The organism is Nocardia exalbida NBRC 100660, assembly GCF_000308575.1.
GTDB classification, from domain to species: domain Bacteria; phylum Actinomycetota; class Actinomycetes; order Mycobacteriales; family Mycobacteriaceae; genus Nocardia; species Nocardia exalbida.
This window is the reverse complement of sequence record NZ_BAFZ01000041.1, coordinates 64,996-84,749: the sequence shown is the minus strand read 5'-3', so window position 1 is coordinate 84,749 and position 19,754 is coordinate 64,996. Positions and strand designations below refer to the sequence as shown.

General features: G+C 67.8%; 23 protein-coding genes. 10 read left to right on the top strand and 13 right to left on the bottom strand.

What is annotated here, in order from left to right:
• Positions 1-18: 18 nt before the first annotated feature.
• Positions 19-795: a hypothetical protein gene (locus ON29_RS08965; RefSeq protein WP_051175014.1), complete on the top strand. Its 777-nt coding sequence runs from the start codon at positions 19-21 to the stop codon at positions 793-795.
• 5 nt (positions 796-800) lie between these two features.
• On the opposite strand, the gene ON29_RS08960 is transcribed toward ON29_RS08965, so the two are convergent.
• Together ON29_RS08960 and cutA are read right to left on the bottom strand one after the other, a co-directional pair.
• Complete coding sequence (locus ON29_RS08960; RefSeq protein ID WP_040865704.1) at positions 801-1,115, bottom strand: putative quinol monooxygenase; 315 nt, start codon at positions 1,113-1,115, stop codon at positions 801-803.
• 72 nt (positions 1,116-1,187) lie between these two features.
• The gene (cutA, locus tag ON29_RS08955; protein WP_040865703.1) at positions 1,188-1,514 is read right to left on the bottom strand and encodes a divalent-cation tolerance protein CutA; all 327 of its coding nucleotides are present in this window, start codon (positions 1,512-1,514) and stop codon (positions 1,188-1,190) included.
• 358 nt (positions 1,515-1,872) lie between these two features.
• Between cutA and ON29_RS08950 the strand changes: the two genes are divergently transcribed.
• Together ON29_RS08950 and ON29_RS08945 are read left to right on the top strand one after the other, a co-directional pair.
• Positions 1,873-2,691 carry a hypothetical protein gene (locus ON29_RS08950; RefSeq protein ID WP_157172707.1) on the top strand — a complete coding sequence of 273 codons (819 nt, stop codon included), beginning with the start codon at positions 1,873-1,875 and terminating at the stop codon, positions 2,689-2,691.
• 188 nt (positions 2,692-2,879) lie between these two features.
• Positions 2,880-3,053 carry a CsbD family protein gene (locus ON29_RS08945; protein WP_040865702.1) on the top strand — a complete coding sequence of 58 codons (174 nt, stop codon included), beginning with the start codon at positions 2,880-2,882 and terminating at the stop codon, positions 3,051-3,053.
• A 99-nt stretch (positions 3,054-3,152) separates the two neighbouring features.
• Here ON29_RS08945 and ON29_RS08940 read toward each other — a convergent pair whose 3' ends face one another.
• A complete protein-coding gene (locus tag ON29_RS08940; RefSeq protein ID WP_063825265.1) occupies positions 3,153-5,258 on the bottom strand; it encodes an MMPL family transporter in 2,106 nt (701 codons plus the stop codon).
• Between the two features lie 86 nt (positions 5,259-5,344).
• Between ON29_RS08940 and ON29_RS08935 the strand changes: the two genes are divergently transcribed.
• On the top strand, positions 5,345-5,839 hold the full coding sequence (locus tag ON29_RS08935; protein ID WP_040865820.1) for a MarR family winged helix-turn-helix transcriptional regulator: 495 nt from the start codon (positions 5,345-5,347) through the stop codon (positions 5,837-5,839).
• 16 nt (positions 5,840-5,855) lie between these two features.
• On the opposite strand, the gene ON29_RS08930 is transcribed toward ON29_RS08935, so the two are convergent.
• The 4 genes from ON29_RS08930 to ON29_RS08915 form a co-directional block, all read right to left on the bottom strand.
• Positions 5,856-6,665 (bottom strand): RNA polymerase sigma factor SigF, encoded by an 810-nt coding sequence (locus tag ON29_RS08930; RefSeq protein ID WP_040865701.1) that lies wholly within the window; start codon positions 6,663-6,665, stop codon positions 5,856-5,858.
• A complete protein-coding gene (locus tag ON29_RS08925) occupies positions 6,658-7,095 on the bottom strand; it encodes an ATP-binding protein (protein ID WP_040865700.1) in 438 nt (145 codons plus the stop codon). The genes ON29_RS08930 and ON29_RS08925 overlap by 8 nt, the downstream gene beginning before the upstream one ends.
• Positions 7,096-7,325: 230 nt before the next feature.
• The gene (locus tag ON29_RS08920) at positions 7,326-7,817 is read right to left on the bottom strand and encodes a DUF4254 domain-containing protein (RefSeq protein WP_051175011.1); all 492 of its coding nucleotides are present in this window, start codon (positions 7,815-7,817) and stop codon (positions 7,326-7,328) included.
• A gap of 109 nt (positions 7,818-7,926) precedes the next feature.
• Positions 7,927-8,352: a VOC family protein gene (locus ON29_RS08915; RefSeq protein ID WP_040865818.1), complete on the bottom strand. Its 426-nt coding sequence runs from the start codon at positions 8,350-8,352 to the stop codon at positions 7,927-7,929.
• Positions 8,353-8,460: 108 nt separating this feature from the next.
• On the opposite strand from ON29_RS08915, the gene ON29_RS08910 reads away from it, so the two are divergent.
• Positions 8,461-9,465, top strand: a complete 1,005-nt coding sequence (locus tag ON29_RS08910; RefSeq protein ID WP_245548873.1) for a GlxA family transcriptional regulator — start codon at positions 8,461-8,463, stop codon at positions 9,463-9,465.
• Positions 9,466-9,601: 136 nt separating this feature from the next.
• Positions 9,602-11,476, top strand: a complete 1,875-nt coding sequence (locus ON29_RS08905; RefSeq protein WP_444543620.1) for a potassium transporter Kup — start codon at positions 9,602-9,604, stop codon at positions 11,474-11,476.
• 41 nt (positions 11,477-11,517) lie between these two features.
• Here ON29_RS08905 and ON29_RS08900 read toward each other — a convergent pair whose 3' ends face one another.
• The 3 genes from ON29_RS08900 to ON29_RS08895 form a co-directional block, all read right to left on the bottom strand.
• The gene (locus ON29_RS08900) at positions 11,518-12,723 is read right to left on the bottom strand and encodes a fatty acid desaturase family protein (RefSeq protein ID WP_040865698.1); all 1,206 of its coding nucleotides are present in this window, start codon (positions 12,721-12,723) and stop codon (positions 11,518-11,520) included.
• Between the two features lie 71 nt (positions 12,724-12,794).
• Positions 12,795-12,968, bottom strand: a complete 174-nt coding sequence (locus ON29_RS35695; RefSeq protein ID WP_157172706.1) for a hypothetical protein — start codon at positions 12,966-12,968, stop codon at positions 12,795-12,797.
• 133 nt (positions 12,969-13,101) lie between these two features.
• Positions 13,102-13,821, bottom strand: coding sequence for a TetR/AcrR family transcriptional regulator C-terminal domain-containing protein (locus ON29_RS08895; RefSeq protein WP_051175010.1), 720 nt, complete (start codon positions 13,819-13,821; stop codon positions 13,102-13,104).
• Positions 13,822-14,115: 294 nt separating this feature from the next.
• Between ON29_RS08895 and ON29_RS08890 the strand changes: the two genes are divergently transcribed.
• Positions 14,116-14,568, top strand: a complete 453-nt coding sequence (locus ON29_RS08890; RefSeq protein ID WP_063825263.1) for a DUF5994 family protein — start codon at positions 14,116-14,118, stop codon at positions 14,566-14,568.
• A gap of 60 nt (positions 14,569-14,628) precedes the next feature.
• On the top strand, positions 14,629-15,042 hold the full coding sequence (locus tag ON29_RS08885; RefSeq protein WP_040865814.1) for a DUF5994 family protein: 414 nt from the start codon (positions 14,629-14,631) through the stop codon (positions 15,040-15,042).
• A 39-nt stretch (positions 15,043-15,081) separates the two neighbouring features.
• Here ON29_RS08885 and ON29_RS34555 read toward each other — a convergent pair whose 3' ends face one another.
• Complete coding sequence (locus ON29_RS34555) at positions 15,082-15,222, bottom strand: SDR family oxidoreductase (RefSeq protein ID WP_083863329.1); 141 nt, start codon at positions 15,220-15,222, stop codon at positions 15,082-15,084.
• Between the two features lie 21 nt (positions 15,223-15,243).
• Between ON29_RS34555 and ON29_RS08880 the strand changes: the two genes are divergently transcribed.
• Both ON29_RS08880 and ON29_RS08875 read left to right on the top strand, forming a co-directional pair.
• Positions 15,244-15,666, top strand: coding sequence for a MarR family winged helix-turn-helix transcriptional regulator (locus ON29_RS08880; RefSeq protein ID WP_040865697.1), 423 nt, complete (start codon positions 15,244-15,246; stop codon positions 15,664-15,666).
• A gap of 175 nt (positions 15,667-15,841) precedes the next feature.
• Positions 15,842-17,698, top strand: coding sequence for a DNA/RNA non-specific endonuclease (locus ON29_RS08875; protein ID WP_040865813.1), 1,857 nt, complete (start codon positions 15,842-15,844; stop codon positions 17,696-17,698).
• A gap of 26 nt (positions 17,699-17,724) precedes the next feature.
• Here ON29_RS08875 and ON29_RS08870 read toward each other — a convergent pair whose 3' ends face one another.
• Together ON29_RS08870 and ON29_RS08865 are read right to left on the bottom strand one after the other, a co-directional pair.
• Positions 17,725-18,183: an SRPBCC family protein gene (locus ON29_RS08870; protein ID WP_040865696.1), complete on the bottom strand. Its 459-nt coding sequence runs from the start codon at positions 18,181-18,183 to the stop codon at positions 17,725-17,727.
• Between the two features lie 308 nt (positions 18,184-18,491).
• Positions 18,492-19,718 carry a cytochrome P450 gene (locus ON29_RS08865; protein ID WP_040865695.1) on the bottom strand — a complete coding sequence of 409 codons (1,227 nt, stop codon included), beginning with the start codon at positions 19,716-19,718 and terminating at the stop codon, positions 18,492-18,494.
• Positions 19,719-19,754: the final 36 nt, after the last annotated feature.

Genomic DNA, 19,754 nt, shown 5'->3' with positions numbered 1-19,754 from the left:
GGCGAGGTACGCGCTGCGGTGCACCGCAGCAGCGGCCGGGAGCGGAACCATGCGCTCCTCCTGTTGTGCGAGCTGTACTACTCCGCGCACAGCATCGCCCACAAACTCGGGTATGGGGACCTCGCCGCACTGGCCGTCGATCGGCTCGCGTGGGGGGCCACCGAATCCGGCAGCGAATTGTGGATCGCCACCAGTCAATTTCACCGCGCGGCGCTACTCAGCTCCGGCGGTGACTGGACCGCCGCCCTCGGATTCTTGGAGCGCTGCCGGTCCAGCATCGAACCCCGCCTCAGCGCCGGACACCGCGACGACCTCATCGCCTGGGGGGGCCTGCACCTGCAATCCGGGCTCGCCGCGTCGCGCTGCGGCAATCGCGACCTTGCCGACAAGCACTTGGCCGAGGCCCGGGAGACCGCGCTGCGCCTCGGTGATGATCGCGACGTCATTCTGTCGTTCGGGCCGACAAACGTCGAAATCTGGTCAGTGGCGCTTGCCGTGGAGAGCATGGACGGCACCGAAGCACTCAACCGGGCGCAGTCGCTGGTCATCCCCGATGGCACCCCGAAGGAGCGCGCGGGTCATCACTACATCGACCTGGCGCGCGCATACCTCCTGCATGGGGACCGCGCACGCGCCTTGGATGCGCTGCTTACCGCGAAAGCGATTGCGCCGGCGCAGACTCGGTGGAATCCAATGGTGCACGAGACGGTGCGGGCGCTGGCTCGTGCGGAAGCACGCAGCGTCGATACCGTCCACGGCTTTGCCGTATGGTGCGGGATTGCCGCGCGCTTGTGATCCGGTCAGCCCGCCGCGGGCAGGCCCTTCGTATCGGCGGGCGACAGGAACTCCACCCGGAACGAAGCGACGTAGTTCTCCCGCCGGCTGAGGAAGTGGCGCGTGTGCGGTTGCCGCTCGTGCTCCTCGAAGGCCGAGCGATCGCGGTACACCTCGTAGAAGATCCGCGACAGCGGCTCCCCCTCGACGGTATGCGTGGCGTACACCAGCGTCCCGGGTTCGAAGTCCGTTATCGCTCGAACGGTTTCCGCCACCAACTTGTCGAACTCGGCCGCCTTCCCGGCGTCTTGCAGGTCGAACCTCACGACGAGCGCGAACATGACCCCTCCTCCGCACAGTGCGCCCCGACGGGATGCGGATTCGGGACACGGCCACCGTACAGGCAGATGCGGCTATGCCACTGTAGAGCGGTCCACCCAGTCCGCGTACTCATCGGGGCACCATGCGATGGGCTGACCGGTCAGCTCCGGGTTGTCCCAAGGGTGCAGTTCCTTGATCCTGGCGGCGAGCTTGTCCCGGGTGGTGTCGGAGGTTCGCAGCTCGACGCGCCATTCCTGGCCTTCACCGGATTCGCCGAGGTGCCAGAACACCGACTTGACCGGGCCGGTGATGAACGCACCCGCCGCCAGCTTCTCCGTCACCGCGGCGCGAGCGATGGATTGGGCAGCGTCTTCAGTGGGGGTAGTGGTCGTTACGGTCCACACACTCGGAGTTGCCATTCCGACAGACTAGGGGACAAGCGCGCCACGGACCGGCCGCAGTCTCGTTGCCCCGGAGCGATCGCCCCCCGGGGCACTCCGGCTGTCCGCGATGCGGACCGGAAGCCTTGCAGCGGGGCGCGAACCCGTTTCCCCGCCGGTTTTCCTGATTTCCGTCAGTAATCGGACCGCAATCGCGAACGTCAACGGTTGCCGTACGGCGCCACCGATATTCGATACCGTCGCACGGATTCGATTCGGCGCGTGCGCGGTTCCTCGCTATCGGAAAAGAAATCCAACTTTCGCGCATCCGTATGGCTTTCTGAATCGAACTAGAAAGGTAGGTATATGTCCTCTTCAGAATGAGGTGGGTAAGTCCATGGGCATAGCAGTACCCGAAACTTCAGCACACCCCTTCTTACGCCGCGCCGCCACGCTGGTCGTCGCGGGCGCCATCCCGTTGTCCGTGGTCGGCGCGGCGACCGCCACCGCTGATCCGCTGCTGCCGGAGATCTCCGTCCAGCTCCCGTTCGCTCCGGCGCCCGCCGTCGGCGCCATCACCCCGGCGGCCGATCCCGCGGATCCGGGAGCCCTTCCGCCCGAAGCCGTTCCGCCCGCGCCCCCGGTTTCGGCGGGCCGCAACGACCTGAGCGTCAACCGGCCGATGCCGGATCCGAACGTGCTCGCCCCGATCGTCCCGCAGCGGCTGCACCTGCCCAACCCCGCCGCCCCGGCACCCTCGGTCGCGCCCATCGAGGCGCCTCCCGGCACCCTGCGCGTCGGTTCGGTGGTGATCGGCAGGCCGGACTTCCTCACTCCCGAGCAAGGCAAGATGTTCAACGACGCGGTCGCGGGCCCCGAAGCCGGCATCGCGCAGACGTTGGATTCGGCGGGCTTCGAGCCGTCGCGCTCCGACGCCATCGCCGCCAACATCCTCGGTTCCACCGCGATGGGCGCCTCGGTGGGCAGCATGGTGGCCTCGCCGGTCGCCTCGATCGGCGCGGTCATCGGCGCCGTCTGCGGAGCCATCGCGGGCCTGCCGATGTTCCCGACCGGGACGGTGGCCGTCATGGCGTTCGGCGCCGCCATCGGTTACGGGTTCGTCGCGTCCCCGGCCATCGCCGTCGGCGCGGCTGTCGGCGCGGGTGTCGGTGTGCTCCAGGGGCTTCTCACGCCGCCCACGGTGCCCGCCTCGTAATTCGCTTTCCGGCGCACTCGCCGCGCGAGCTCGTCGTTTCGATACGCCCGAATTTCGCGAAGACCCGGTTCCGACCGGGTCTTCCGCTTTGCGCGGAAAGGCCGGACGTTTGGCTTCTCGATAACGGGCTATCGCGAAGTAGACCGGCTGAAGATGGTCGGCCGGTCTCTTCACAAGGAGGTTGTGACATGAGCACAGTCGACAAGGCGAAGAACAAGGCCGATAAAGTTGCTGGTCAGGCCAAAGAGAAGGTCGGCGAGGCCACGGGCGACCGGGGGAAGCGCGACGAAGGCCGCACCGACAAGGTCAAGTCGGACCTGAAGGACGCAGGCGAGAAGGTGAAGGACGCCTTCAAGCACTGACCACCGTCGAACGGCGCCGCGGGAGGTGGTCCCCGGCGCCGCGCATGGCCGGAGCGATGACAGAGATACGCCTTCCCGAGCGGATGGCCGCACGAGCGGTCATCCGCTTTTCTCTGTGCCGTCCGCGCGCCGCGCCGATTCGGCGGCGTCGTCCCCCTCGACGAGCCGTAGCTCGCTCGGCCACCAGAGCTTGCGCCCGATCAGGCTGAACAGCGCCGGGATCACCACCGTGCGCACGACGAAGGTGTCGAGCAGAATGCCCAGGCCCACCACGATGCCGACCTGGGTGAGGGTGATCAGCGGGAGCACGCCGAGCACGCAGAACACCGCGGCCAGCACGATGCCCGCACTGGTGATCACCGCGCCGGTCACCGACACCGCCCGCACCATGCCGCGCGTGGTGCCGTACCGTGGCGTCTCCTCGCGCGCCCTGGTCACCAGGAAGATCGTGTAGTCGACGCCGAGGGCGACCAGGAACAGGAACGCGAACAGCGGCACGCTGATGTCCAGCGCCGGGAATCCGAACACGTGCTCGCTCATCCAGCTGCCCAGCCCCAGCGCGGCCAGCGCGCTCAGCACGGTGACCGCGACCAGCAGCAGCGCGGCGGGCACCGCGCGCAGCAGCGCGAGCAGCACCACGAGCACGACGACGAGGATGAGCGGGATGACCACCTTGCGGTCCCGGCTCGCGGCGGTCTGCACGTCCAGCGCCTGAGCGTCGGTGCCGCCGACCATCGCGTCGGCTCCGGGCACCCGCGCGACCGACGCGCGCAGCGCCTCGATCGTGTCGAAGGCGCGTGCGGAAGACGGTGGCGCGTCGATCACCACCGACCACCGGGTCAGTCCGGTCGGCGAGGTTCCCGTCTGCGACGTCAGCACCACGCCATCAGTGCGGCGCAACGCCTCATCGATCCCCGCCGCCGCGTCGCTGCGCGCGACGACGAGCGCGGGATCGGAAGCCCCGGAGGGGAAATGCCGCGCGAGGGCGTCGAATCCCTCCACCGACTCCGCGCGGACCCGGAACTGCTCGGTCTGCGAGAGTCCCACCTGCGTCGACAGCAATCCGGTCGCGCAGACCGCGAGCACCACGATCGCACTGCCCGCGACCAGCGCGGGCCTGCGCACCACCCGCGCGGCGATGGCGTGCCAGACGCCCTCCTCCGCCGTGTCGCGGTCGTCTGCCTGCGGCACGAAGGGCCAGAACACCTTGCGCCCGCACAACGCGAGCACGGCGGGCAGCGCGAGCAGGACGAACACCACCGCCACCAGCAATCCGAGCGCGGCCATCACACCGAGACTGCGTGTGCTCGGCACCGAGGCGAGCAGCAGCACGAGCAGCGCGGCGACCACCGTCACATTGCTGGCCAGGACCGCGGGTCCGGCGCGCCGCACCGCCTGCCGCAGCGCCGCGCGGTGGTCGGATTCCCGGTGCAGTTCGTCGCGATAGCGCGATACCAGCAACAGCGCGTAGTTGGTGCCCGCGCCGAACACCAGCACGCTCGTCACACCGGAGGTCGAACCGTCGAAGGTCAGGTCGGTCAGGCGCGCCAGCGCGGTTCCCGCGCCGGTCGCCACCCGGTCGGCCGCGCCGACCACCGCGAGCGGCACCAGCCACAGCACGGGTGAGCGATACGTCGCGATCAGCAGCACCGCGACGACCACCGCGGTCACCGCCAGCAGCGTGACGTTGGCGCCGGAGAACGAGTCGGCGATGTCGGCGCCGAAGGCCGGACCACCGGTGACCTGGAGGACGAGCCCGTCGGGCAAGCCGTCCCGCGCGGCGGAACGGATCTCGTCGATGCGGTCGGTCAGCGCGAATCCGCTCAGGTCGGCGTTCACCGGAACCTGCCCGATCGCCGCCTTCCGGTCCGGCGCGGCGAGCAGGTCGCCCGGACCGGGCGGGCGTCCCGACGCGCGGGAAACCGCCGCGGCGGTGGCGTTCCGGTCGTCGTCGGTCAGCTCGCCGTCGTCGGCACGGGTGACGACGACGATGGCGGCGGCCGTCCCGGCGTCCGGGAACTCCTCCAGCGCCTGTTCGACGTGTGCCGATTCCGCCGAGGACGGTAGCGCGGTCGGAGCCTGCCCGGCGGACTCGTTCTCACCCACCGCACCGATCAGGCCGACCGAGGCGGCGGCGAGCACCACCAGCAGCACCCACGAGGTCCGGGCGGTCACCACCGACGCATAGCGATCCCAAGCGCTCACCCGGCAACTCTCTCAGAAACTGAAATATTAAGCAATCGAGACACCGGCTGAACTACGCTGACCCCCGTGTGGAAAAGGATGCGCCGTTGACCCCTGAACCGAACGCGGACCGGACGGACCGTGATGGATTGGAAGCCGGTATCGCCGCCGACATCCGCGCCCTCACCGCGATCTCCGAGCAGATCGGCCAGGTCTTCGCGCGAACACACCAACTGCGCGCCAACGACTTTCGCGCGCTGATGCACGTCGCGACCGCCGAGATCGAGGGCGCGCCGCTCACCGCGGGCGGGCTCGGCAAGCTGATGGGAATCTCCTCATCGGCGGTGACCTACCTGGTCGAGCGCATGATCGACTCCGGTCACCTGCGCCGCGCCGCCGACCCGACCGACCGCAGGCGGGTCATCCTGCACTACGACGAGCACGGCATGGACGTGGCACGCGGCTTCTTCACCCCGCTCGGGCGGCAGACCCGCGCCGCGATGGCCGAACTGCCCGACGCGGACCTGGCCGGCGCCCACCGCGTCCTGGTCGCCGTGGTCCAGGCGATGCGCGAGTACCACGACGAGCTGACCGGCGAGTGAACGCCGCGCGCGTGCGTCAGTCCCGCAGAGCCTGCTCGCGCAGCGATTTCAACGTCTTCGACAGAATCCGCGAGACCTGCATCTGCGAACAACCGATCCGCTGGGCGATCTGCTCCTGGGACATCGAGTCGAAGAAGCGCATCACCAGCACCTGCTTCTCGCGCTCCGGCAACGCGGCCAGCAGCGGCTTCACCGCCAGGTAGTTCTCCACGGTGCCGAAGTCCGGGTCCTCGGCGCCGAGTGAGTCCAGCAGCGAGGGGCCGCCGGATTCCGAGTCGTCGGTGTCGGAGGCGGCATCGATCGAAGAGGTCTGGTAGGCGTTGCGGGCGATGAGCGCCTGGGTCACCTCGTTCAGGTCGGCGCCCAGTTCCTCGGCGATCTCCCGCGCTCGCGGCATCCGGCCCAGCCGCTGCGACAGGATCTCCACCGTGGGACCGATCGTGGACTGGATCTCCTTGAGCCGTCGCGGCACTCGCACCGACCAGGCGTAGTCGCGGAAATGCCTGCGCACTTCGCCCATGATCGTCGGCACCGCGAACGACAGGAAGGTCGCGCCGTGTCCCGGATCGAAGCGGTCGACGGCGGCGAGCATGCCCACCCGGGCGATCTGCAGCAGGTCCTCGAAGCTCTCGCCGCGCCCGCTGAACTTGCGGGCGATGTGTTCGGCCAGCGGCAGGCAGCGCTCGATCAGCTCGGCGCGCACGGCCTCCCGGCGCGGATCGTCCGGGGCCAGCGCGGCCAGTTCGGCGAAGAGCGGCTCGATATTGTCGTAGCTGTCTCCCCGCGATTTGCGCTTGGCACCGGCCGGATTCGACTCGCTACTCATTATTCGAGCCGCCGCGGACCCAACGGAAGTCGACGACAGTCGGGTAGCCGCCCGCGGCGGAGTCGTGTGCGCCTCGCGTGGCCGAGACCGAATCCGTCAGCGTCGCGACGATGTGCCAGCCGAAGCCGGACTCGTCCGGGCTGGTGTCCGACACCGTGACGGTGGACACGCGCACCTCCACCGCGTCGTCCTCGAAGCCGAACCCGCACTCGAGCTCCGCCCCGTCCACCGCGTCCAGCACGAGCGCGCTGGCCACCTCGTCGAGGGCCAGCCGGATATCGGTCACCTCATCGATGCCGAAATCGGCCATGAGCATGACGGTCTCGGCCAAGGCACGCAGCATCGCCAGCTGTTCGGAGACCGCGGGCACCCGCACACTGATCGTGCCGGTCCGCGTAGTAGCGGGAGGAGTCCCCTCACCCTTGCTCATGCACCGCTCCCAGAAAGTCGCGCCGTCCGTCGGAGCGCTCAGCCTACGCCCTCTCGTCCACTCGCTTCGATCGGCCACGGCACAACGCGTGCGTCCTCGCCCGCGGCGACACGTCACGACGGTCCGCGCCGGCTCCCCACCCCCGTGGACAATGCGGATGACCTGCACTTTCCCCCCGGGGTGGCAGACTCCGGCCCCTCGAGTCCGGCGCTCGATCGCTCCCGCCCGGATCATTCGGTTCCCGGGGCAGGCAACGGCCCTACCCGTTTCGGCGGAAGACGACGACGTCCGTCACCGACCGCACGCACCAGATCGGTGTAGGCGATCTCCAATTCCGCCAGCCGGGTCCATGCCGCGTGCATGCGCTCGCCACCCGGATCGTCGTTCATCAGCAGATGGAACGCCTCTTCCGCCACGGCGGCCATCCGGTCGATCATCACGCCCAGGCTGACGTCGTGCAGCCGCACACCCGGCGCGGCGGACGGCAGCTGCAACGTCGCCCACGTGTCGATCCGGTCGACGAACTCGGCACGGCGCCGCTCCAGCTCGGCCAGGTCCCGCGCCTGCTCACGCCGCTGCCGGTGCAGTTCGGTCAGCTCGCGTGCCCACCGGCTCACCGGCCCCTGCACGTGCTGACCGCCCAGCGCGCACAGCAGTGCGCTGGGGCTCGGCAACGCCGAACTCTCGGACGGCTTTCGTGGTCGCGCACGCTGGACCAGCATCGGCTACCTCCTCGGCACGACCACACCGATGCCGCGGCCGGTCGTCGAAGCCTTCATCGGGACAGCGTTCATTCCGGATCGGGCATGCCCGCGCTGGGCGCATGCAAACTCACAGTGGCGCAGTGAGTTCGAGATGTATGCCGTCGGGATCGGAGAACGACAGGATCGCGATGCCGAAATCGGCCATTTCCGTGATCTTCCCGTGTTCGATGCCTGCCTCGGACAGGCGCGCGGCCGCGGCCACCAGATCGTCCCGCGCGGGGACGGCGAAGCTGAGGTGGTCCAATCCCACACGCTCGGAATCGAATCGATCCGTCGCGGCGGCCACCGGGCGCAGGCCGAGCAACATCCCGTTGGCCTGGAACACCACCCCGCCGAACAGGCGCATCGGGTCCGCGCGCACCGCAGGATCATCCGGGCTGCCAGAGGATTCGGCGGCGATCGGGAAGCCGAGCACATCTCGGTAGAAAGCGCGGGACCGCTCGATATCGGTCACCGTCAACCGGATGTGGTGCGTACCGGTGGTATCGATCATGGTCACGCGAACTCCCAAGCGTCGAGGTACTGCGGGCTGGAACGACTCCGCCGGCGGCGAGCCGTCTCGCGATGACAGTAGGACAGAACTTCCGCGGAACGGAGTGTCGTGAACGACATCTTCGGTACCGTTTCCGACATGGACGTCGTCGTCTTCGTGGTGGACGGGGTAGCCGATTTCGGATACGCCGCCTTGCTGGAGACCTTCAACACCGCCAACGCCGTGCGCACCGAACTTGCCGACCCGCCGCAGCCGTGGCGGATCCGCAGCGCGTCGTTCGGCGCCACGGTGCGGTCGGGCAACGGCAACACCGTGCCGACGATCCCGCTCGACGAACTCGGCGACGAATTCGAGCTGATGATCGTGCCCGCGGTGAACGTGCTGGAGGCCGCGGCGCTTATCGAGCTCATCTCCGCACCGGCCAGCCGCCCCGTGCTCGACCGGCTCGTCGCCGCACGGGATCGGGGCGCTCATCTGGCCGCGGCCTGCACCGGAACGTTCTTCCTGGCCGAGGCGGGCGTGCTGGACGGTTCCGCGGCGACCACGAGCTGGTGGCTCGGCCCCAGCTTCCGGCGCCGTTATCCGCGCGTCGAACTGGACGAGGGCCGGACGCTGTGCCGCGGCCAAGGCGTCACCACCGCGGGCGCGGCGCTGTCGCACATGGACCTGGCGCTGTCGCTGATCGCCTCGAGAAGCCCGGCGCTGGCCGAGCGCGCGATGCGCTATCTCGCGGTCGGCGCGGGACGACCACAACGCGAGTTCATCGTTCCCGAGGTCATCGCCAGGGGCGATTCCGTCACCGCCGCCTTCGAACGCTGGGTCCGCGAACATCTCGGCGAGAATTTCCGGATCGCCCACGCCGCCCGCGCCATCGGTGTCACCGAACGCAGCCTGCAACGCGCCACGCACGCCGAACTCGGCATGTCCCCCACGGAGTTCGTGCACGACATCCGCCTCGAACGGGCCGTGCACCTGCTGCGCACCACAGCGCTCACGGTGGACGCGGTGGCCGCCAAGGTGGGCTATCTCAACGCCGGAACCCTGCGCGGATTGTTCCGCCGCCGTCGGGGCATGTCGATCTCCGAGATCCGCATGACGCGCGTGTCGTATTGAGTCGAGCGCCGGAAGCGGCCGAGGAACCCGCGCGAGGAGAATCTCCGTGACCGATCAGCAGTACACGACCACATCCGACGAGGCACGATCCCCGGCGTCCGCCGGGCCGAACGCGCACGACACCGCGCGGCTGAGTGTGGTGATCGCCGCACTGGGCGTGGTGTTCGGCGACATCGGGACCAGCCCGATCTACACCATCCAGACCGTGTTCAACCCGCGCGACCCGCATCCGGTGCCCGTCACCACGGACAACGTGTACGGCGTGGTCTCGCTGATCTTCTGGTCGGTGACCATCATCGTCACCGTCACCTACATCCTGCTGGCCCTGCGCGCCGACAACGACGGTGAGGGCGGCATCATGGCGCTGATCACGCAGCTGCGCCGGTGGGGCTCGCAACGCGGGCGGCGCCAGACCGCGGTGCTGGCGGCGGTGGGCATCTTCGGCGCTTCGCTGTTCTTCGGCGACAGCATGATCACTCCGGCGATCTCGGTGCTGTCCGCCGTCGAGGGAATCGAGGTCGTGGAGCCGTCGCTGCGGGAATTCGTCGTGCCGATCACCGCGGTGATCATCGTGACGCTGTTCCTGGTGCAGCGCCGGGGCACCGCGGCGGTGGGCCGGGTGTTCGGACCGGTGATGATCGTGTGGTTCCTGACCATCGGCGCGTGCGGGGTGGCGGGCATCGCCGCTCATCCGCAGATCCTGCGGGCCCTGTCACCGACCTACGCGCTGGGTTTCCTGTTCGGTCATTTCGGCACCGCCTTCTTCGCCTTGGCCGCGATCGTCCTCGCGGTGACCGGAGCGGAGGCACTGTTCGCCGACATGGGTCACTTCGGCCGCCGCTCGATCACCCGGGCCTGGCTGATCATGGTTTTCCCGGCGTGCATCCTCAGCTACTTCGGCCAGGGCGCGTTGATCCTCGGCGATTCCCGCCACGTCAGCAGCCCGTTCTTCCTGCTCATGCCCGCATGGGGCCGGCTGCCGCTGGTGCTGCTGGCCACCGCGGCGACGGTGATCGCCTCCCAGGCGGTGATCACCGGCGCGTACTCGGTGGCCTCCCAAGCCGCCCGGCTCGGCTACCTGCCCCGGCTGCGGATCGCGCACACCTCCGAGGCCACCGTCGGCCAGATCTACGTCCCGTGGATCAACTGGCTGCTGATGGTCTCGGTACTCACCCTGGTGTTCGCCTTCCGCAGTTCGGCGGCGCTGGCCTACGCGTTCGGCATGGCGGTGACCGGCACGATCACCATCACCACCCTGCTGTTCTTCTACATCGCCCGCCGCAGATGGAACATCCCGCTGTGGCTGCTCGCCTTGGGCGCCGTCCCCTTGGTGTCGGTAGACCTGCTGTTCGTCGCGGCGAATCTGACCAAGCTCGTGCACGGTGCGTGGCTGCCACTGCTGATCGCGCTGACCGCGTTCACCGTCATGACCACCTGGCAGCGTGGACGCGAGATCGTCAGCGCCGAACGCGAACGACGGGAAGGGTCGCTGCGCGAATTCATCGATCACCTGCACGCGGGCGACGACCCGTCGATACGCCAGGTCCCCGGCACGGCCGTCTTCCTCAACCGCGGCAAGCGAACCGCGCCGCTGGCCATGCGGGCCAACGCCGAACACAATCACGTACGCCACGCGCACGTCGTGATCATGTCGATCGAGACCGAGCCCGTGCCCCGCGTTCCGGCCGATCAGCGGATCAGCGTCGACTCCCTGGGCTATACCGAGGACGGGATCATCCACGTCCGCGCCCGGTTTGGCTACATGGAACCCCAGGACGTGCCCGGCGCGCTGGCGCTGCTCGACCCCGCCGTCACCGAGGGGCCCTTGCAGCTGGACCAGGCGTCCTACTTCCTGTCGAAGATCGAGCTGCGCGCCGGCTCCGAGCCGACGATGGCCGCGTGGCGCAAACACCTGTTCATCGCCACCTCCTACATCACCGCCGACGCCGCCGAGCAGTTCGGCCTGCCGCGCGAACGCACCGTCATCATGGGCGCGCACATCGAGATCTGAACACTCGGCCGCGGCGTCGTCTCCCAGCGGGCCTCGGACGCTCAGGACCGCAGCCGACCGGTGCGCAGGAGCGCGGTGCGCAGGCCGCGCCGGGGAAACGCGCCGGATCCGGACGCCGCGTGGGCGTCGAACTTGCGTTCCGAGGCGGTCTCGGGCGCGTCGTCGGAGGTCGCGGTCAGCAAGCTGTCCGGGAGGGCCAGCTTGTGGATGGTGCGCAAGGTCAGCAGGTACTGCCGGATCAGCGGCCCGGTGGTATAGGGCAGATCGTATTTGTCACATATCCCGCGCACCCGCACGGCTATCTCGGCGTACCGGTTGCTGGGCAGGTCCGGAAACAGGTGGTGCTCGATCTGGTGGCACAGATTCCCGCTCATGAACGCCAGGACCGGTCCGGCCTCGAAGTTCGCGCTGCCGAGCATCTGCCGCAGATACCACTCGGCCTTCGTCTCGTGCTCCACCACGGCCGCGGTGAATTTCTCCGCGCCGTCCGGGAAATGACCACAGAAGATCACCACATATGCCCAGAGGTTACGCAGAAGATTGGCAGTGGTGTTCGCAGCGAGCGTGCGTCGCCAGCGCCGCCCGCTCAGCGCCGGAAAGAGCACATAGTCCTTGCCCGCCTGCCGCACTATCTTCCGGATCAGTGCCCTGCCCTGGTCGGCCTCCTCCGCAGGCCCAGGCGCGCGGGCACGCTCGGAGTCCAAGTCGTGCAGGGCGATGCCCCATTCGAACGTCATCGCCAGGAACAGGTTCTGCAACGGTTGCAACAGCAGCCGCGGCCGCCACCGCTGATCGCGGGTCACCCGCATCACGCCGAAGCCGATATCGTCGTCCATGCCGAGCACATTGGTGTACACGTGATGGCGATAGTTGTGCGCATAGCGCCATTGGGACGACAGACCGGCCATATCCCATTCCCAGGTCGTGGAATGAATTTCCGGGTCGTTCATCCAATCCCATTGGCCGTGGCCCACATTGTGGCCGATCTCCATATTCTCGATGCTCTTTGCCACCGCCAGCGCCGTCGTACCCAGCAGCCAGCCGGCTTTCGTTCGCGTGCCGGCGATCACCAGCCGGGACGCAGCGTCCAGTATTCGCTGGAACGCGATCGTCCGGCGGATATAGGCGGCGTCCCGGGCGCCGCGTCGTTCGAGGATGTCACGGCGAATCGCATCGAACTCCCGCCCCATCGCTTCGATATCCGCCTCGCTCAGATGCGCGTAAGCCGCGACCTGCGTGATTGCCATCGGTCAGTACCTCGTCTCTGGAGCACTTCGCCGCGACGAGAGCCGCCATCTCCGGACGGTCGAGTTCGGAATCAGTGGGTGAACGCCTGCTTCAGCTTGCGCCCGGCCAGTGCGATGGTGCCGCCGGGACGTCTGCCTCCGACGTCCGTCCTGCGACGGCTGTCTTCGTCGGTCCTGGCCAGCAGCATCCGTAGACGCGAGCGGCCCGACCGAACCTGGTGCGCGATTTTGTTCTTGATGGTCATCGAAGGTTCCCTCTTCCGATTCCGCGGCGACGGACTCGTCCGATCGGCCGACAGCGGATGCGCGAACCGGTTGTCACCAGCCTACGGTTCATACCGACTCCGGTCTACAACGTAGATGTACATCGTTGACAACTCACTTCCGACCGGGCTGGAGCAGTGTGACGCTCAACCCGGCGAGCAGGATGTCGATGCCGCGTTCGAGTTCGGCTTCGCCGTCGTAGGCGGCGAGGACGGGCGCGAGTTGGCGGAGCAGTGGGAACTCCGCCAGCGGGAGGCGGTACAGCCCGAGTCGCAGCACCTCGTCGGTCTCGTCGGGACGTTCCACGATCTCTTGCAGCTCGTTGAGAACGTGCCCGTACAGGAAGCCGAACACCGCGCGGTAGACATGCAGCGCGTCGGCGCCCGAGAATCCGGCACGGGTGAGCAACTGAAGGATGTCTTCCAGGGGGCGGATCACCGCAGGCGGACGCAACCCCAACGGCGTGGCCAACGGCCGGGTCACCAGCAACGGCACCACCCGCGGATGCGCCAGCGCCAACCGGCGGAAATCCTGGGCGACCGCCCGCAGTTGCGCCGCCCAATCCGGATCGGTGGCATCGATCGACAGCTGCGCGAACACGAGTTCGGCCACGCCGTCGAGCAAGGCCGCCTTGTTCGGTACGTGCCGATAGATCACCATCGGATCCCGCCCTACCGCCTCGGCCAACCGACGCATCGACAACCCCTCGACGCCGTCGCGATCGATGATCTCGAGCGCCGCGGTCAGCACGACCGCCCTCGTGACCCGGCCGGTCGGACGCCGGGAACGGCGATCTACCGGACGCACATCCGTGCGATCGACCGGTTCGGCCATCTCGATGCCTCCAACATGCTTGGAACCCACTGTGAAGTGTAGACCTACAGTGTTGACATTGGGACATATTCGGCGTGTACTGGAGGAACACGGCATTCGAGCCCGGTCGCTTTCGTCGATCCCGCTCCCGGAGATCACGACCACCGCCCACGCGGCCGCTTCCCGGCACGCGCCCCGAGTCGAACCGCCGGCCGTCTACGAAGCCGTCGGACCAGCGTCCGCACCGCCCGGCATTCAGAAGCCATCGCGCCATCATCGGCCGGGCGACGCGACGCTCCCGCGAGAGGACACGACATGCGACTCCACCGCATCGCTACCAGCACGACATCCGAACGGTTGCCCTACGCGCGGCACGACGTTCCACCCGACTACACCCCGCGGCTGAGGTTGAAGCCGAAAGCGGACCGCGGCGATTACATCGATGGCGCGTGGTGGCCCCGCTCCGGTGACCTCACCGCGGAACTGCCCGATCTGCTCGCAGTTCTCACCGTGCGGCTCGGCCCCATCTGGCGCGTCGTCTACGACCCCACGTGCTGGGCGGCCGCGCCCCGGCAGACCACCATCCACGGTGGTCACACCGTCCGGCTCGACTCCTATGCCTTCGAACTGTGGAACACGATGTACGTCTTCGGCCGCGACAACGACCTGATCGTGCTGCGCGTCATCCCGTCGGACACCGACGAGGACATCGCCCATACGGCCCTGATGGCGGCCGTCACACCCGAATCCGCGAGCCTCACCGGCTGACCAGAGGAACAGACCATGACCAAGATCAATACCCGCCGCCCGATCACGAACCACTTCGACATGACCGCCGGCACCGGCCCGCCCCAGCCGGGGCGGCAACCCTTCCGAACTCCCACCCGCACCCCGCGGCTGCTCCTGCGCGAATCCAGCGCCGGCCCCGAGCAGGTCGACGGCGGCTGGTGGCCGTGGACGGACAACCTCACCGCCGAGCTGCACGACCTGATCAGCGCCCTCACTCCCCGGCTCGGTCCCACCGAACGGGTCAGCTTCGAATGGAACGCCGTCAGCATCACCCAACGCCGCATCGACCGCCAGGACGGCATCGAAGTACACGGACCCGACACTGGTCAGCCGCCCGGCATCATGCACCTGATCGGGACGAACGGCGCCGAGGCGACGCTGCTCGTAATCCCCGCCGGCACGCCATCCGGTGAAGCGGAGGATCAGCTACGGTGGGCGGCGGGGCAATCCTGAGACGCCGTGCGACGGCGCCCAGCGCGCCTGGCCGCGGGATCAGAACGCTCCCCCACCGGCGGGCACACTCGCCCCGGTGATCCAGCGGGCCGCGTCCGACGCCAGGAAGGCGACCACGTCGGCGATGTCGTCGGGTTCGCCGAGGCGGCCGAGCGGGATCGACTGGACGATCTGCTGCATCGACCCGATCCCGCTTTTCACATGCCGACCGGCGCCCCGGGACTGGCGCCCGCCTTCGCGCAGTTGCACCGCGAGATGAGCACTCTCTACAGCCTGATCGCGCGGCGTTTCGAGCTGACGAGTCAGCAAGCCGAATTGCTGTGTCTGCTAGGTGCCGACCGGCCACCGTCCTTCGGTGAACTGGCCGCCATGCTCGGTTGCGACAAGACCAACGTGACCGGCATGGTGGACCGACTCGAGCGGCGCGGATTGCTCGCCAGAAAAACCGATCCCAGCGACCGCCGCGTGACTCGCGCCGTTCCGACCGACCAAGGCTCGGCGGTGCGCGAGAAGTTCCGTGCGGATCTGGAGCGAGAACTGACCCGAAGGCTTCCCGATATCGATCGAACCCGATTGATCGCCCTGGTGACCGCCACGGCGACAGCTTTGGCCGAACGTCGGTAAAGCCGACAGCGATTTTCGCTGTATCGGTTACCCGAAGAAACTTTTACCCAGCATTACGACCGGGCGTTCCGGGTAGTTCGCTACTCGTGTGCTGCGGGCACCGCGACCCGACGATGGCAACAGCCGGTGCGACGACGACGTCGTCACCCCGCTCACCTCGAACACGGAGTCCCCGATGCCTGCGAAAAAGAACTCAGTTTCCCACCGGTCCCACGCCGAAAACGACGATCTGCTCTCCGCGCTGCGCACATTCATCCGCAGCAAAGGGGAAAGCTTCCTTGAAGACCCCAATATCTCCTCGATCGGCGTCGGCTACAAGCAAGTCGACGGAAAACCGACCGACGAGATCGCGGTGCAGTTCACGGTGAACGAGAAGGTGTCCGAGCCGGAGGAGCTCGAAGCGCTCGGCACGTCGACGATTCCGGAGACGGTCACCGTCGACGGGTTCGAGGTGCCCACCGATGTCCTGCAGCGCAAGTTCGAGCCCGCCTTCCGGCTGGTCACCGAAGCGGTGGCGCCGCAGCGCAAGACGCGCCAGGATCCGATCGTTCCCGGCATCAGCGTCGGCCATCCCGCCACCACGGCCGGAACGATCGGTTGCGTCGTCTACGACCGAGACGACGGGACGCCGTACGTCCTGAGCAATTGGCACGTCCTGCACACCGCGGCGGGCGCACTCGGCGACGTGATCGTGCAGCCCGGCCCGCGCGACGACAATCGAATCGACCGCAATCGGCTCGGCAAGCTCGTCCGGTCTCATCTCGGCACGGCGGGCGACTGCGCCGTCGCCGCCATCGAGGACCGGCGGTTCAGCGCCGAGATCACCGGGCTGGACGTCGTTCCGGACCGTCTCGGCGAACCCGAGCTGGGCGACAAGGTGATCAAGAGCGGCCGGACCACCGCGGTCACCCACGGCATCGTGCGGCGCGTCGACGTGATCGCCCGGATCGATTACCGCGGGGTCGGCCCGAAGAGCATCGGCGGCTTCGAGATCGGACCGGATCCGGCCCATCCCGCGGCCGACGGCGAGATCAGCAGCGGCGGCGACTCCGGGTCGGCGTGGCTGTTCGAATCGGCCGACGGCCAGACCAGCACCGTACTGGCCGGATTGCATTTCGCGGGTGAGACGGGCGCCGACACCGACGAGCACGCGCTGGCCTGCCTGCCGCGATCGGTGTTCGAGAAGCTCGGCATCAGCTTGACCCCGCCGCCCGCGGAGGAAGTCGCGGCGGTGGCCGGATACGATCCGCGGTTCCTCGCATCGCCGATACCGCTGCCCGAGGTGGACGCGCAGCTGCGCCCCGACGTGGCGACCGCCCTCGACGGCGCCGACGTCCTGCACTACACGCACTTCTCCCTCGCGATGCGCCGCTCACGCCGCTTCGCCATCTGGGTGGCCTGGAACATCGACGGCGCCTCGATCAAGAAGCTCTCGCGCAAGAAGATCGACTTCGTCAAGGATCCGCGACTCGACGCGGACGCGCAGGTCGGCAACGAGTTGTACCGCGACAACCGGCTCGATCGCGGCCATCTCGCGCGACGCGCGGATCTGCTGTGGGGCAGCCTGCCCGAAGCGGCGAAAGCCAACAAGGACTCGTTCTTCTACACCAACATCACCCCGCAGATGGACGACTTCAACCAGAGCATGCGCGACGGGGTGTGGGGGCGACTCGAGGACGCCGTCTTCGCCGACGCCACCGTCGACGATCTCAAGGTCAGCGCGTTCGGCGGCCCGGTTTTCACTGCGGACGACCGCGAATTCCGGCAGGTCAAGATTCCCCGCGAGTTCTGGAAGGTCATCGCGTTCGAGGAACACGGTGAACTGAAGGCCCGTGGCTTCCTGTTGAGCCAGAGCCTCGACCAGCTCGAGGCCCTCGACCTCGACGAGTTCCGCGTCTTCCAGGTCCCGTTGAACGAGATCGAGCAGCGCGCCGGCTTCCACTTCCCGCAAGCGCTGCGGGACGCGGATCTCCAGTTGGCGCCGGAGGAAGTGGAAGCCCCGTTGAACTCGGTCGCGGACATCCAGTGGTGAGCCCGGACCGGTTCGTTGCGTGACAGCTATACCGCGCGCGATTGCGGAGGCACGGCGAATCCCTCCGCGAATTGGATGAAGTTGCGCGCGACGGTTTCACTCTCCCGGCGCACGCTGCGTTTGAGGAGGAGCCCCGGCAACAGCAGCGAGGACTGCAACTCGGTGTGATACCAGACCTGCGCTCCCGCACGGTCCTCGGACACTTCGAACCATCCGCCTCCGCCGAGGCCGACACAGCTGTCCACGACCTGCCACGACACCCGGTCATCGGTCCACTCGTATTCCAGCACCTGGAGATCGGACCTGCCGAGCAGAGTATCGGCGGTCACGTAAACCCGTTGTGGCCGACCGGATTCGCCGCGGGTGGCCACGCGCGCATCCGAATACGCCGACCATTCGGGGAGCATTTCGATGGCCGCGAGGGCATCGAAGACCTGGGCGGGTTCGACAGCGACGTCGAAATATATATCCGTTTTAACGCGCATAACTCCTCCACCCCCTGTTCCGACCCGGCCGATTCTGCCCGTGGCGGTTCGCATTCGTCAATACGTCCTCGGCCCGCAATCACCGGCTAAGCGCTAATGCCGATGTCAGAAGCTCCCCAGCGTTGAAAATAAGTAGTCAGCTACTTGCGAGCTATTGGGAGTTATAACAGTTACCGGCGAGTATCAAAGTAGGATCCGCGGGTGGCGACGCCGGCGCGTCCAGGAGAAATCCTTGACTCGAGGCGCGACTGTCTTGACCGGTCCTCGGGGCGGGGATCCACCGAATCCCCGCCCGAGGTTCTTCCGTTTTACCGGGCCGTTTCCGTCCAGGTGACCGGCAGTGCGTGGACGCCGTAGATATTCATGTCGGTCCTGAGTTTCACTTCGCCCGCGGGGACGGCCAGCTCGAGGGTCGGGAAGCGGCGCAGCAGACCGGCGAAACCGGCGCGCATCTCGATGCGGGCCAATTGCTGGCCCAGGCACTGATGGATGCCGTGACCGAAGGACAAATGCCCGCGGGTCGTGCGGTGGATGTCCAGGGTGTCGGGGTTGTCGAAGCGCTGGGGGTCGTGGTTGGCGGCCAGCAACGAGACGACGACCGTCGAGCCCTTGCCGATCGTCTCGCCGCCGAGTTCGATGTCGTCGGTGGCGTAGCGGTAGAAGATGTCGGCGACGGACAGGTAGCGCAGCAATTCCTCGACGGCGCCGGGCACCAGATCCGGGTCGGCGCGCAGTTGCGCCAGCTGTTCGGGGTGCTCCAGGAGCGCGAAGGTGCCCAGGGCCAGCATGTTGGCGGTGGTCTCGTGGCCCGCGAGCAGCAGCAGGAAGGCGACGCCGGTCAGCTCCTCGATGGTGAGGTCGTCGTGGCGGGCCAGATCGGACAGGATGTCCTCGCCGGGTTCGGCGCGTTTGCGGGTGACCAGTCCGGCCAGGTACGTGGTCATCGCACCGTAGGCGGCCATCTTCTCTTCCAGCGGCTGTTCCTTGACCAGGAATTTGGCGGAGTTGACCTGGAAGGTCTCCCGATCGGCGTAGGGGACGCCGAGCAGCTCGCAGATCACCAGCGAGGGCACCGGCAGCGCGAACGCCTCGACCAGGTCGACCGGCGGGGTCAGCCGCGCCATCTCGTCCAGTTGCCGTTCGGTGATCTCGATGATGCGCTCTTCGAGCTGCTTCATGCGTCTGACGGTGAAGGCGCCGGTCAGCTTGCGCCGCAGCCGGGTGTGGTCCGGCGGGTCCATGGCGACGAACAAGCCCGGCACCTGCGGGGACGGTTCGGTAGCGGCGGGCATGCCGGGGGTCGGGAACGGCACGTGGAGAATGCCGATGTCCTGGCGCGAGCTGAACCGGGTGTCGGCCATGAGCCTGCGGACCGCGTCGTAGCCGGTGACGAGCCAGCCCTCGTGACCGTCCGGGAAGATCAAGGGGCAGACCGGGCGGGTCTCGCGCAGCCGGGTGATTTCGCGGGGCGGGTCGAAGGGGCTGGCGTCGCGCTCCATGGGGAGGCCGTTCGGGATGGGAACTGCTCGAGTCATCAGGTTTCCTTTGTTGCGGTTGTTGTGCCGGAGCTG